This window comes from Streptomyces sp. NPDC020996 (assembly GCF_040641355.1).
Classification (GTDB): Bacteria; Actinomycetota; Actinomycetes; order Streptomycetales; family Streptomycetaceae; genus Streptomyces.
In genome coordinates this window covers 74,724-88,243 of sequence record NZ_JBFADM010000001.1, presented here as the reverse complement: position 1 = coordinate 88,243, position 13,520 = coordinate 74,724, and the positions used below count along the sequence as shown (strand labels likewise).

Here is a 13,520-nt window from a genome sequence, read left to right as displayed (position 1 = left end):
TGTTGCCGTATGTACAACCTGACGGGAGCGGCCAGTGAGCATCGGTGAACAGCCGGCGTACCTGCGCGTCGCGGGTGATCTCCGCAAGAAGATCGTCGACGGTTCACTGCCCCCGCACACCCGCCTTCCCTCCCAGGCCAGGATCCGCGAGGAGTACGGCGTCTCGGACACGGTCGCCCTGGAGGCCCGCAAGGTGCTGATGGCCGAGGGCCTGGTCGAGGGCCGCTCCGGCTCGGGGACGTACGTGCGCGAGCGCCCCGTCCCCCGGCGCGTCTTCCGTTCCGGCTTCCGCCCGGACGGCGGGGCCACGCCCTTCCGCCAGGAGCAGGCCGCCGGCGAGGCGCACGGCACCTGGGAGTCCGGCAGCGAGCAGACCACGGCGTGCGCCGCCGTCGCCGAGCGGCTCGGTATCGAACCCGGAGACCGCGTGATGCGCACGCGCTACGTCTTCCGCGAGGGCGGTGAGGTGATGATGCTCTCCACCTCCTGGGAGCCCCTGGAGGTCACCGGCCGTACCCCCGTGATGCTCCCCGAGGAGGGCCCGCTCGGCGGCATGGGCGTCGTCGAGCGCATGGCGGCGATCGACATCGTCGTGGACAACGTCACCGAGGAGGTCGGCGCGCGCCCCGGCCTCGCCGAGGAACTGCAGGCCCTGGGCGGCGTCCCCGGCCACGTCGTCCTCGTCATCCAGCGCACCTTCTACGCCTCGGGCCGTGCCGTGGAGACGGCGGACGTGGTCGTTCCGGCCGATCGCTACCGGGTCGCGTACCACCTCCCGGTGAAATAGCGCACACCCCTGCGGCCCCCACCTCCCGCCGCTCCCGTTCCGGTCACTCGCGCGCCCCCTTGTCGGGCCGCTCGAAATTGGCCGTTTTCGCAGGTCGTCCCGGTGCTGCCCGGCACGCCGCTGACCGGAGGCAGTATGCTTCCCGGACGGCGCACGGGACATCGTGCGCCCCCCTGGTGCTGGCCGGTTGCGTACCTCATCGTGAAAAGCCGTGTTCGGTGCGTAAAGGTTAGGCGTAGGCTCGGGCATATGCGGATTGCGGTTTCCTTAGCGGGCGGGGTCCGGCGCCAGCCGTCGAGCGGCGGTGCACGGGCCGAAGCGGGAAAGAGCGGTGGGGCGCGATGAACGACGGCACGATCACTCTTCCCTGGCTCGTCATACGTCAGGACGACAACGGCAATCGCTACCGCGTGGGCCGGTACGCCACCCGCGCCGAGGCCCAGAAGATCGCCGACAGCCTCGACAACCGCGGACACAAGCAGCTCTACTGGGTCGAGCGGATCACCCCGGCCGCCCCCGGCGCAGACGGCTGACCCTGCCGTAGGCTCCCGCGCATGACGGAACGGATCGTGGTGGTGGGAGCCGCCCTGCTGGACCGCGGACGCCTGCTCGCCGCGCGCCGCAGCGCGCCCCCCGACCTCGCCGGGCGCTGGGAACTGCCCGGCGGCAAGGTGGAGCCCGGCGAGAGCCCCGAAGCGGCCCTCGTGCGCGAACTGCGCGAGGAACTCGGCGTGGACGCCGAGCCCGTGGAGCGCATCCCCGGCGAATGGCCGCTGCGGCCGCCGTACGTCCTCGCGGTGTGGACCGCCCGGCTGCGCCCCGGCTCCGGTGACCCCGAGCCCCTCCAGGACCACGACGAACTGCGCTGGCTCGGCCCCGGCGAACTGTGGGACGTGGACTGGCTCGACCAGGACGTACCCGCGGTCCGCGAGGCGGCCGCCCACATACCCACCGAATAACCCCGAACCCGCACCCACCGCCGCACACCGCTGCCGCGCGTCGCGGTCGCTCTCCGCCATCGCCGCGGACCCGCTGCACACCGCCGCCGCGGACCCGCTGCACACCGCCGCCGCGGACCCGCTGCCGCCGCGGAGGCCCGTCGCGGGCGATCTGCCCCTCCGGTCCCGCTGTTGAGGGCCTGTCGCGGGGGATCTGCCCTACGGGCTCGCCGCCGGGGCCTGTCGCGGGGACTTGCCCTGCGGGCCCGCCCCTGCGCACCAACCGCCGGGACCGGCCCCCGCGGATCCGCTGCCGGGGCGCTGCTGCGGACGCGCTGGGGACAGGCTCCCGGGGCACGCCGCAGTGCGCCTGCCGGGGAGGACCCGTCGCGGGGGACCCGTCCCCGCGGGCCGTCGGCGAAGGGCGGATTACCGGATGCCCGATATCGGGTATCTCCCCATCAAACCCATGAAACAGGGTGTGGGTGTGTTTCGGGGGTCTGGGAAGTGATCGGTGTGTTCGACACCGTGGGCCACTGCGCCGAATGGACCTTCGCCGCGGAACCGGGCGCCGCCCGGGCCGCGCGGGCGGCCGTCCGCGGCCGGCTGCGCACCTGGCGCCTCGACTCCCTCGGCGACCTCGCCGCCCTGCTGGTCAGCGAGTTGGTGACCAACTCCCTGTGCCACGCCACCGGCCCCATCGGCGTCCGCCTCGTGCGCACCGCCGCCCCGGACGACGTCCTGCTGGTGGAGGTCTCCGACCCGCTCCCCGACCTGCCCCTGGAGCGCGAGGCGCGGGCCGAGGACGAGAGCGGCCGTGGCCTGATGCTGGTCGCACTGACCTCGCGCCGCTGGGGCGTCCGGCCCTGCGCGAGCGGAAAGACGGTGTGGTTCGAACTCGCCCTGCCGGGCTGAGGGCGTACGACCGGCCGGAACGGGCCGGAGCGCGTCCCCGGACGCTGTACGGCCCACCGTGCCCTGTCCACCGGCCGGTTCGCGTCAGTGACCGCCGCCCGCGGGTGGGATTCGAGGACGTGTCGGCTGGTTAGAAGACTTGAAGTGTTCTCGGAGCCGGGACCGAAAACCGTCGGGACCGTGCTGTGATCGTGAACACCGTGTTGTAAGGGGCCGTAGTGCTGGATACTGCGGGCAGCCGCCGCCGGTGACCGGTGCCGGAGGCGGTGAGCTGGAGGGGACGGTTCGCGTGAGCGAGATACCAGCGAAGGCCACGGAGTCGGAGGACCCGTCGGACGGCGCGAGGGCGAGGACCGCGGGCGATTCCGGCGCGTCCGCGACCCGTCGCACGACGGGCGGGCCGGGGCTGTCCTCCTTCGGTGACGCGAGCCGCGACATGGGCCTCGGGGACGTGCCGCCCCCCGGCGACGCCGTGTGGCAGAGCAGCCCGCCCGGCTCGATCTACGACTACATCAAGGTGGCGTCCTTCTCCATCGGCCCCGACGGGCTGGTCGACCAGTGGAGCCTGCGCGCCGAGCAGATCTTCGGCATCCCGGTCGAGCGCGCCGTGGGCATGGATCCCATCGAGGCGTTCGTCGACTCCGACCTGCGCGAGCGGGGCCACCGCAAGATGGCGGAGATCCTCGACGGGCGGGAGTGGACCGGCGTGGTCCCCTTCCGGCTGCGCGGGTCGGTCCGGGGAACGGGAGCGCGGGAGGGCCTCGCCGAGGTCTATGTCATGCCGACCCGGACCGAGGACGGCGAGAAGGCCGCCGTCTGCATCGTCGTCGACGTCCGCACCCTGCGGAACATCGAGACCGATCTCGCCGCGTCGCAGGCGATATTCGGCCAATCTCCCTTCGGCTTCCTGCTGATCGACACCGACCTGCGGGTCCGCCGCGCCAACCAGCGGTTCGCCTCCCTCTTCGGCGGCTCACCCGACGAACACCGGGGCAAGGGCGTCCACGACTACCTGCCGCGCTCGGAGGCCGAACGGGTCGCCGCCACCCTGCGCCGCGTCCTGGAAACCGGCGACTCCATCACGGACATGCATGTCACCGGCTTCCTGCCGGGCTCCGACGAGCGCCGCCACTGGTCGGTCAACCTCTACCGCGTGCACAGCGGTTCGGGCCGCCCGATCGGCATCGCCTGGCTGGGGATCGACGTCACCGCCCGGCGCGCCGCCGCCCGCGAGGCCGCCGCCGCGCGGCGCAATCTCGCCCTGCTGAACGAGGCCGGCGCCCGCATCGGCAACTCCCTCGACCTGGAGACCACCGCCCGCGAACTCCTGGACGTCGTCGTCCCCGGCTTCTGCGACCTCGCCACCGTCGACCTCTACCAGGGCCTGCTGGCGGGCGACGAGACCCCGCCCGGCCTCGCCGACGGCAGCGCCCAGCTGCGCCGGGTGGCCTTCGCCAGCGCCGTCTCCGACGCGCCGTTCGCCGGCACCGGGGCGCCCGTCGCCGTCGGCGCGGTCCACCACTACCCGTTCAACTCACCCTGCGCGGACGCCCTGCGCACCGCCCGCACGAAGTTCGTCCCCGCCGAGGAGGGCGGGCTCGTGCAGTCCACGCTGGCCGTGCCGATGGTCGCGCACGACACCGTCGTCGGACTCGCGCAGTTCGCCCGGACCAAGGGCAGCGAGCCCTTCGGCGACCGGGACCGCGACCTCGCGGTCGAGCTGGCCGCGCGGGCCGCCGTCTGCATCGACAACGCCCGCCTGTACCGGCGCGAGCACGAACGCGCTCTGATACTGCAGCGGTCGCTGCTGCCGCCGGGCGACCCGGTGGCCGCGGGCCTGGACATCGCGTGTCGCTACCTGCCCGGCAACTCATCCTCCGACCGGCCCACCGAGGTCGGCGGCGACTGGTTCGACGTCATCGAACTGCCCGGTCACCGTACGGCGTTGGTCGTCGGCGACGTGATGGGACGCGGCCTGCGGGCCGCCGTGGCCATGGGTGAACTCCGCTCCGCGGTCCGCACGCTGGCCCTGCTGGACCTCGAACCGGCCGAAGTGCTCAGCGCGTTGGACGAGATCGCGCGCGGGCTCGGCGCCCCGGGCGGCGTCCAGCAGGCCACCCGCGCCGCCCGCCGCCCCCGTGAGGCCGACCTGTCCGAGGTCTACCTCGCCACCTGCGTGTACGCGGTCTACGACTCCGTCACCCGCCGCTGCACCTTCGCCAACGCCGGCCACCTGCCTCCCGTGCTGGTCGAGCCCGGCGAGGCCGCGCTCATGCTCGACGTGCCGCCGGGCATGCCGCTCGGCGTCGGCGGCGAGCCCTTCGAGGAGGTGGAGGTCGACCTGCCCGAGGGCGCCCTCCTCGCGCTCTACACGGACGGCCTGGTCGAATCGCGCGACCACCCGCTGGACGAGGGCCTGCAGGCGTTCGTCGGGGCCCTCACCGACCCCTCCCGCCCGCTGGAGGACGTCTGCGACCACGTCCTGCACACCCTCGACACCCATCACGGCGAGGACGACATCGCCCTGCTGATGGCCCGCGTCCAGGGCCTGCCCGCGGAGTCGGTCGGCGACTGGACGCTGCCGCGCGAGCCGCGCAGCGTGGGCCGGGCCCGCGAGTACGCGCGCGGGCAACTGCTGTCGTGGGACCTGGAACCGCTCGTCGACACGACGGAGCTGCTCGTCAGCGAACTGGTGACGAACGCGCTGCGCTACGGCGAGGGCGAGATCAGGCTGAGGCTGCTGCTGGACCGCACCCTGGTCTGCGAGGTCTGGGACTCCGGCCTGGTCCAGCCGCGCCGCCGCCGCGCCCGCGACACCGACGAGGGCGGCCGGGGCCTGCAACTGGTCGGTCTCCTCAGCGCCGCCTGGGGATCCCGCCGCACCCCAAGAGGAAAGACGGTGTGGTTCGAACTCCCCCTGCCGGACGGGGAGACGGGCCTGACAGACCCGGCAGAGGCCCTCCTGAGCCTCTTCTGACCCACCGTCACCCAACCCGCCCACGAACCCCACCGCTGAGCCACGCGGTGGCCACACGGGCGGTCGGGCGCGCAGGCGGCGGCACGGTTGCGCCGGGTGCCGGGTGCCGGGTGCCGGGTGGCAAGGGCTGGCGGGGCCGTGGTGTGCCGTGGCGTGCGCGGGCCGGGATCCCTACACGCCGGGCGTGCGCCGGTGCGGACAGCCGCCTGCGGACCGGCGGCGCTGTGCCGACGCGGGGCAGCACGGCCGTACGGCCAGAGGGCCGAATGCCGGGTGCTGGGTGGCAGGGGCCACCGGGGGCGCGGGTTACCGGGGCTGTGGGGTGCGGTCGCGGGCGCGGGTCCGGGGGGCGCTGCACGCCGGGTGTGTGCTGGAGCGGACAGCGGACAGCGGACAGCGGACAGCGGCCTGCGGATCGGCGGCGGTGAGCCGGTACCGCGGTGGCATGGCGATCGGGCGGTGCTGAGCCGACACGGCGGTCGCACGGTCGGACCGGGTGCCGGGTGCCGGGTGCCGGGTGCCAGGCGGCAGGGGTTGCCGGGGCCGCGGGCTACCGGTGTCGTGATTCAGCCCGGGGCGCGGGTTACCGGGGCTGTGGGGTGCGGTGGCGGGCGCGGGTCCGGGGGGCGCTGCACGCCGGGTGTGTGCTGGTGCGGACAGCGGACAGCGGACAGCGGACAGCGGACAGCGGATCGGCGGCGGTGAGCCGGCACCGCGGTGGCAGGGCGATCGGGCGGTGCTGAGCCGACACGGCGGTCGCACGGTCGGACCGGGTGCCGGGTGCCGGGTGCCGGGTGCCGGGTGGCAGGGATTGCCGGGGCCGCTGGGCTACCGGGGCGTGATTCAGCCGGGGCGCGGGTTACCGGGGCCGCTGGGTGCCGTGGCGGGCTCGGGTTCTGGGGCCGCCGAAGGCCGGGGGTGTGCCGGTGTCGAGGAGGACGCCGGCGAGGACGGCGTCGGTGAGGTCGTTCGCGTGCCGCATCGCGTCGCGGGCGCGGTCGCGGGCGTCCTGTTCGGCCAGCTCCAGGGCGCTGCGGGCCAGCGACTCGGCGGTGAGGAGGCCCGGGGCGTCCGCGACGAGCAGCCGCTGCGCCTCCGCCAGCCGGGTGCGGGCGGTGCCGCCGACGGCTCCCCGGTGGGTCGCGACGAAGCAGGCCGCGGTGTCGGCGGCGTCGCGCGCGACGAGCAGCGCGGCGGCCGACAGCACCCCGGCCCGGCCGGCGCCGAGCGGCACCACCGCCCGCACCACGCGCCGCAGCGCGTCCAGCGGGTCGTACCGGCCGGAGGCCACCTCCTCCCGCACGTCGGCCAGGACCCCGTCGGCCCCCGCGGTGTCCGCCCCCGCCTCCCGCGCCTCCGCGAGCTCCGCCTCCGCGCCCGTCAGGGCGGCCGGCAGCAGGTCCTCGGCCCTGGACAGGGCGGCCGCGCGCTGGTCGACCGCGGTCAGCAGGGCGGCGGCCTGCGCCGTCGCGCCCTCGGCGGCGCGCAGGTCGCGGGCCGCCGGTCCGCCGCGGCCGAGGTCGGCCGCCTGGTGCGCCCGGTTGAGCCGCGACGTGGCGAAGAACAGCCGGTCCGTGGCCTGTTCGGCGTGGCCGGTGACGACGCGGGTCGCGGAGGGCGCGTACCGCCCGGTGAGCTCCACGAGCGTCGCCTCGGCGGCCGTGGCGCGGCCGGTCAGCTCCCGGAAACGGACCTCGGCGATCCCCAGCGCCCCGCCCACGCCGCCGTCCGGACCGCGCAGCCGGTCGAAGGCGTCGGCCTCCGCGTCGAGCCGTCTCCCCGCCTCCTGGCACCGTCCGACGATGCCCGCCAGGATGTGCCGCCGGGCCGGCTCGTCCTCCGGCACGCCGTCGTCGTACCGCTGCCGCATCCGGAAGGCGGCCGACAGTTCGGCTTCGGCGTCCCGCACGGCCCGCGCGAACGGCGCCACCGCCGCCGCCCCGGACAGGGCCTCGGCGAAACCGAGCTCCTCCCGGCAGACGCGTACGCAGTCGTCGGCCTCGGCCAGCAGCGCCGCCGCCCGCTCCTCCAGCTCGGGCAGCGGCGGCGCGGCGCCGGGCGCGGCGCCGGCTTCCGGAGCCGTCGCCGTGCGCGTCCGGGCCCGCCGGGTGTGCCGTACGTAGCCGTATCCGGCCAGCACTCCCACCGCGCCCCCGATGGCGAGCGGCAGCACCAGGTCGGTCGTCGACGCCTCGTCGGCCGACCGCGCGGCGGCGGGCGCGGCGGGGCGGTGCTCCGCGCGGGTGGCCGGCGCCGCCGCGCCGCCGTGGGCCGTCATCCCCGGCAACGCCAGCCACACCATCCCGGCGAACCCGCCGAGCACGGTGTGCAGCACCCGCACGGATATGTGGGAGGCCGCGCGCCGCGGCCGGCCCCGGATCAAGGACGATGTCACCTTTCGGAGCGTATGAGCCGGAATGTGTACGCGCGACCGGGGGCGGGCCACCAGGGCCACCGGTGCCTCCACCGGTGCCGCGCCGTACGCCGGGTGCACGACGGCGGCGACGGCGACGGCGGCGGCGACGACGGACGCGGAGGCGGAGGCGGAGGCGAACCGGCGAACGGCGGACCGGCGGACCGGCGGGCGGGGAAGACTGGGTGCGGTGAGCCGCATCCGACAGCACGACAGCCCCGCCGCCCTCGCCCCTCTCGCCCGCGCCGCGCTGGGCCCGCACCGGGTCCTCGTCGACGTGGTGCGCCTGCGCGGCGGCACGAAGAAGGGCGTCCACCGGCTCCTCTTCGACGACGACTCCACGGCCGTCGCCTACGTCTGGTCCGCCGACGAGGACTACTGGGACGCCGGTCCCGCCGACCTGTGCGACCCCTTCTCGCACTCCACCGGCCTCGCCCTGCTCACCGCCGCGCACGAGCGCCTGGCGCGAGCCGGCGTCCGCACGCCCCGCCTGCTGTACGCCGACGCCACGCACACGCACCTCGCGGCGGACGCGGCCGTCGTCGAGGACGTGCGGGGCGGCAGCCTGGAGGAGGCGCTGCGGCGCGACCCGCGCGCGGCGGACGCGACGCTCCGGCGGCTGGCCGGCGAACTGGCCGCGCTGCACGCCCAGCAGGGGCCGGCCTTCGGCAAGGTCGCCCTGGTCGACAACGGCGGCTTGCCGACGGGCGGTTCGTGCGAACGCGTCGTCATGGACCGCGCCCTGCACGACATCGAGGAGATCGCCGCGCGGGAGCCGCGGGCCGCGGCGGCACGCAGCCAACTCGCGGACTCCGTAAGGACCTTGGCCGCCGCAGTGGGCCCACGCACCCGCCACACCCTCGTGCACGGCGAACTCGGCCCGGACCACGTGCTGGTGACACCCGACGGCGAACCGGTACTGATCGACGTCGAGGGCCTGATGTACTTCGACGTCGAGTGGGAGCACGTGTTCCTGCGGCTGCGCTTCGGCCCGCACTACGACGCGCTGCGCGTGCCCGGCCTGGACGAGGACCGTCTCCGCCTCTACCGCCTGGCCATGCATCTGTCCCTGGTCGCGGGCCCGCTGCGGCTCCTGGACGGCGACTTCCCGGACCGGGCGCCGATGCGGGCGATCGCGGAGTGGAACCTGCTGCGCGCCCTGGACCTTGTGGGACGATGATCGTATGGATCTTTTCCTGCGGGTGGCCATGGCGGCGGCCGTGACGGGCCTGGCCGCGATCGGCGTCGCGGGTGTCGTCAGGGGCTGGACGCCGCCGTGGGGCGGGCGCAGGGTGCTGCGGCCGAAGCTGTGGGGGTACGGCTCGCTGCTCGCCGCGGCGGGCATGGCCCTGTTCGCCTTCCTGGGCCCCTTGCAGGAGCCACGCCCCTCCCTCTACGCGCTGCCGGTCATCGGCTGGTGCGGATTCATGGGCGGTCTGTTCCTCCAGAACCTCAGCCTCCGGCCCGGCCGCCGCGGCGGCGACGCTACGACGAAGACCTCCTCCTGATCTTCGAGCCCAGCCACACCAGCGGGTCGTACTTGCGGTCCACGGCCCGCTCCTTCAGCGGGATCAGCGCGTTGTCCGTGATCCTGATGCCCTCGGGGCACACCTCCGTGCAGCACTTGGTGATGTTGCAGTAGCCGAGGCCGTGTTCGTCCTGGGCCGCGCGCTTGCGGTCCAGGCCGGTCTCGGCGGCCGCGTCCAGCGGATGCATGTCCAGTTCCGCCACCCGCATCAGGAACCGCGGTCCGGCGAACGCCGGCTTGTTCTCCTCGTGGTCGCGCACGACGTGGCAGGTGTCCTGGCACAGGAAGCACTCGATGCACTTGCGGAACTCCTGCGGGCGGTCCACGTCCTGCTGGAACATGCGGTACTCGCCCGGGCCGACGCCCTCCGGCGGCACGAACGCCGGGACCTCGCGCGCCTTGTGGTAGTTGAAGCCGACGTCCGTCACCAGGTCGCGGACCACCGGGAAGGCACGCAGCGGGGTGACGGTGACGGTCTCCTCGCGGCCGAAGACCGACATGCGGGTCATGCACATCAGCCGCGGCCGCCCGTTGATCTCCGCGGAGCACGAACCGCACTTGCCCGCCTTGCAGTTCCAGCGCACGGCCAGGTCCGGGGCCTGGGTGGCCTGCAGGCGGTGGATGACGTCGAGGACGACCTCGCCGTCGTTGACCTCCACCCGGAAGTCCGCCAGGCCGCCGCCCTCCGCGTCGCCCCGCCACACCTCGAAGCGGGCCTCGTAGCTGCTCATTCGTACAGCTCCTCTTCGGCGAGGTACTTGACCAGCTCCTCCTTGTCGAAGAGGGCGAGCAGGTCGGGGCGGACGGGGTCGGTGGTCTCGCGGGTGAGTTCGATCCGGCCGCGCCCGGGGTCGGCGGCGGCCGCCGGTCCTCCCGTGAGGCCGGCCGCCGCAGGTTCCCCCGTGAGGTCGGCGGCCGCAGGTTCGCCCGTGGGTTCGGCCAGCCGGCACAGCAGGTTGATGTTGCGCCACTTGCGGTCCATCGTCGGGTGGTCCTCGCGGGTGTGCCCGCCGCGCGACTCGGTGCGCTCCAGCGCCGCCCGCGCCACGCACTCGCTGACCAGCAGCATGTTGCGCAGGTCCAGGGCGAGGTGCCAGCCCGGGTTGAACTGCCGGTGTCCCTCCACGCCGGCCCGCCGCGCCCGCAGCCGCAGCTCCGCCAGCTTCTCGAGGGCCTGCTCCATCTCGGCCCCGCGGCGGATGATGCCGACGAGGTCGTTCATCGTCTGCTGGAGCTCCTGGTGGAGCGTGTACGGGTTCTCCGGCGGGCGTCCGTCGTCCTCGCCCGGCGCCGGGCCCGGTGCGGAGAACGGCCGCAGCGCCTCGGCCGCCGCAGCGTCCACCTGGGCGTCGTCCGTGCGCGGGCGCGCCCCCGCCGCCGCGTACTCGGCCGCGTGCCGCCCCGCCCGGCGCCCGAACACCAGCAGGTCGGAGAGCGAGTTGCCGCCGAGCCGGTTGGAGCCGTGCATGCCGCCCGCCACCTCGCCGGCCGCGAACAGCCCCGGCACCCCGCGCGCCGCCGCCGTGTCGGAGTCGACGGCGATGCCGCCCATCACGTAGTGGCAGGTGGGCCCGACCTCCATCGGCCCGGCCGTGATGTCGACGTCCGCCAGCTCCTTGAACTGGTGGTACATCGACGGCAGCCGGCGCCGGATCACCTCGGCCGGCATGCGCGTCGAGACGTCCAGGAACACGCCGCCGTGCGGGGAGCCCCGGCCCGCCTTCACCTCGGCGTTGATGGCGCGGGCGACCTCGTCGCGGGGCAGCAGCTCAGGGGGGCGCCGGTTGTGGTCCGGGTCCTCGTACCAGCGGTCGCCCTCCGCCTCCGACTCGGCGTACTTCTCCTTGAAGACGTCGGGGACGTAGTCGAACATGAACCGCTTGCCCTCGGAGTTGCGCAGCACCCCGCCGTCGCCGCGCACCGACTCGGTGACCAGGATGCCCTTCACCGACGGCGGCCAGACCATGCCGGTCGGGTGGAACTGCACGAACTCCATGTTCAGCAGCGGCGCCCCGGCGAGCAGCGCCAGGGCGTGCCCGTCGCCGGTGTACTCCCACGAGTTCGACGTCACCTTGAAGGACTTGCCGATGCCGCCGGTCGCGATCACCACGGCGGGCGCCTCCAGCACGAGGAAGCGGCCGGACTCGCGCTCGTAGGCGAAGACCCCGGACACCCTCCCGCCGTCCTTCAGCACGCGGGTGACCGTGCACTCCTGGAGGACCTTCAGACGGGTCTCGTAGCCGCCGGTCTCCTTCTTGTCCTGCTGCTGCAGGGAGACGATCTTCTGCTGGAGGGTGCGGATGAGCTCCAGGCCGGTGCGGTCGCCGACGTGTGCCAGGCGCGGGTACTCGTGGCCGCCGAAGTTGCGCTGCGAGATCCGGCCGTCCGCGGTGCGGTCGAACAGGGCGCCCCAGGTCTCCAGCTCCCACACCCGGTCCGGGGCCTCCTTGGCGTGCAGCTCGGCCATCCGCCACTGGTTGAGGAACTTCCCGCCGCGCATGGTGTCGCGGAAGTGGACCCGCCAGTCGTCGCCGGAGTTGACGTTGCCCATGGCGGCGGCGATGCCGCCCTCCGCCATCACCGTGTGCGCCTTGCCGAACAGCGACTTGCAGATCACCGCCGTACGGGCGCCCCGCTCCCGCGCCTCGATGGCGGCCCGCAGCCCGGCGCCGCCGGCGCCGACCACGACAACGTCCCACTCCTGGCGGTCGACCACGGACATCAGAAGAACCTCGGATCGTCGAAGGCGCCGGAGGCGACCAGGTACACGTACAGGTCGGCGACCGCCACGCTCACCAACGACGACCAGGCGAGCGACATGTGACGGGCATTCAGCGTCCCCACCCACTGCCACATGCGGTAGCGCACAGGATGCCGGGAGAAGTGCCGCAGCTTGCCGCCGACGATGTGCCGGCAGGAGTGGCAGGAGAGGGTGTACGCCCAGATGAGCCCGATGTTGACCAGGAACACCAGGGTGCCGAGGCCCATGTGCCCCCAGCGGTAGTGCTCGTCCCGGAAGGCCAGCACGGTGTCGTACGTCAGGATGCCCGCGACCGGGACCGCCGCGTAGAAGAAGTACCGGTGGGCGTTCTGCAGGATCAGCGGGAAGCGGGTCTCACCGGTGTACCCGCGGTGCGGCTCGGCCACCGCGCAGGCCGGCGGGGACGCCCAGAAACCGCGGTAGTAGGCCTTGCGGTAGTAGTAGCAGGTCAGGCGGAAGCCGAGCGGGAAGACCAGGATGATGATCGCCGGCGAGACGCCCCACCAGCTCCCGAAGAGGTCGGCGTTCGGCCCGGCGCGCATGGTCCGGCAGTTCTCCGCCAGGCACGGCGAGTAGAACGGGGAGACGTACGGCGCCGCGTAGTAGTCCGCGTTGCCGAAGGCCCGCCACGTCGAGTACACGACGAAGGCCAGCAGTCCCGCGGCCGTGGCGGCCGGCGCCAGCCACCAGCGGTCGGTCCGCAGGTGCGGAGCGTCGATGGCGGCGCGTGCGGGGCTCCGCACGCCGCCGCGGCTGGGAGGGGGTTCCGTACCAGTGGCCAACTTCTGACTCCGGTCGGTGTGGGGAAGCGCTAATGACGGTTGCGGTGCGCGCCCAGTCCCTCGTCGTCCGAGTCCGTCCACAGGGAACTGTCGTACGGGGTGTCGGGGATGGTGACGAGATCGCCGCGCCCGGGCGCGGCGAGGGCGGTGGGAGCGGTGGCCGCCTCGCGCAGCAGCGCGACGCTCTCGCGCAGATGGTCGGCGTCGGCCCGGACCCGGCGGATGTCGATTCCACCGCCGCCGATCCGCTGCTCCAGCCGACCGACCGAGCGCAGCAGGTCGTCGAGGCAGCGCTGAAGGGTCGAAAGTTCGTCGTGCACGGACATGACGTGACCTCACTTCCGCGGGCGTGGTGCCGCGTCGGTGCCTGGGCGGTGACGTTCGTGCGCCTGCGAGTGTTGCGCGTCACACCTGTCGGT

12 protein-coding genes are annotated in these 13,520 nt (G+C 74.0%); 7 read left to right on the top strand and 5 right to left on the bottom strand.

Annotation, left to right across the window (positions count from 1 at the left end):
* The first annotated feature begins 34 nt into the window (after nt 1–34).
* The 5 genes from AB0G63_RS00425 to AB0G63_RS00405 all read left to right on the top strand — a co-directional run bounded on the left by AB0G63_RS00425 (nt 35) and on the right by AB0G63_RS00405 (nt 5,617).
* Nucleotides 35–787 carry a GntR family transcriptional regulator gene (locus AB0G63_RS00425; protein ID WP_360741853.1) on the top strand — a complete coding sequence of 251 codons (753 nt, stop codon included), beginning with the start codon at nt 35–37 and terminating at the stop codon, nt 785–787.
* A gap of 341 nt (nt 788–1,128) precedes the next feature.
* Entirely contained in the window at nt 1,129–1,320 is a 192-nt protein-coding gene (locus tag AB0G63_RS00420; RefSeq protein ID WP_360741850.1) for an SPOR domain-containing protein, read from the top strand.
* Nucleotides 1,321–1,341: 21 nt separating this feature from the next.
* Nucleotides 1,342–1,746, top strand: coding sequence for a (deoxy)nucleoside triphosphate pyrophosphohydrolase (locus AB0G63_RS00415; protein ID WP_360741847.1), 405 nt, complete (start codon nt 1,342–1,344; stop codon nt 1,744–1,746).
* A gap of 486 nt (nt 1,747–2,232) precedes the next feature.
* The gene (locus AB0G63_RS00410; RefSeq protein ID WP_360741844.1) at nt 2,233–2,640 is read left to right on the top strand and encodes an ATP-binding protein; all 408 of its coding nucleotides are present in this window, start codon (nt 2,233–2,235) and stop codon (nt 2,638–2,640) included.
* Nucleotides 2,641–2,929: 289 nt separating this feature from the next.
* Nucleotides 2,930–5,617: a SpoIIE family protein phosphatase gene (locus AB0G63_RS00405; protein WP_360741841.1), complete on the top strand. Its 2,688-nt coding sequence runs from the start codon at nt 2,930–2,932 to the stop codon at nt 5,615–5,617.
* A gap of 859 nt (nt 5,618–6,476) precedes the next feature.
* Here the strand turns inward: AB0G63_RS00405 and AB0G63_RS00400 are convergent.
* Nucleotides 6,477–8,012 (bottom strand): hypothetical protein, encoded by a 1,536-nt coding sequence (locus tag AB0G63_RS00400; RefSeq protein ID WP_360741839.1) that lies wholly within the window; start codon nt 8,010–8,012, stop codon nt 6,477–6,479.
* Nucleotides 8,013–8,220: 208 nt separating this feature from the next.
* Between AB0G63_RS00400 and AB0G63_RS00395 the strand changes: the two genes are divergently transcribed.
* Nucleotides 8,221–9,210, top strand: coding sequence for an aminoglycoside phosphotransferase family protein (locus tag AB0G63_RS00395; RefSeq protein ID WP_360741836.1), 990 nt, complete (start codon nt 8,221–8,223; stop codon nt 9,208–9,210).
* Between the two features lie 4 nt (nt 9,211–9,214).
* Entirely contained in the window at nt 9,215–9,538 is a 324-nt protein-coding gene (locus AB0G63_RS00390) for a hypothetical protein (protein WP_360741833.1), read from the top strand.
* Here AB0G63_RS00390 and AB0G63_RS00385 read toward each other — a convergent pair.
* Genes AB0G63_RS00385 through AB0G63_RS00370 form a run of 4 tightly spaced genes read right to left on the bottom strand, consistent with a single transcriptional unit; the run spans nt 9,516 to nt 13,427 of the window.
* Nucleotides 9,516–10,289, bottom strand: coding sequence for a succinate dehydrogenase/fumarate reductase iron-sulfur subunit (locus tag AB0G63_RS00385; protein WP_360741829.1), 774 nt, complete (start codon nt 10,287–10,289; stop codon nt 9,516–9,518). The two genes, AB0G63_RS00390 and AB0G63_RS00385, sit on opposite strands and share 23 nt — an antisense overlap.
* On the bottom strand, nt 10,286–12,280 hold the full coding sequence (locus AB0G63_RS00380; RefSeq protein WP_360741826.1) for a fumarate reductase/succinate dehydrogenase flavoprotein subunit: 1,995 nt from the start codon (nt 12,278–12,280) through the stop codon (nt 10,286–10,288). Before AB0G63_RS00380 ends, AB0G63_RS00385 begins: the two co-directional genes overlap by 4 nt.
* Complete coding sequence (locus tag AB0G63_RS00375; RefSeq protein ID WP_360741823.1) at nt 12,280–13,101, bottom strand: hypothetical protein; 822 nt, start codon at nt 13,099–13,101, stop codon at nt 12,280–12,282. The genes AB0G63_RS00380 and AB0G63_RS00375 overlap by 1 nt, the downstream gene beginning before the upstream one ends.
* 29 nt (nt 13,102–13,130) lie before the next feature.
* A complete protein-coding gene (locus tag AB0G63_RS00370; protein WP_360741820.1) occupies nt 13,131–13,427 on the bottom strand; it encodes a hypothetical protein in 297 nt (98 codons plus the stop codon).
* Nucleotides 13,428–13,520 lie beyond the last annotated feature (93 nt).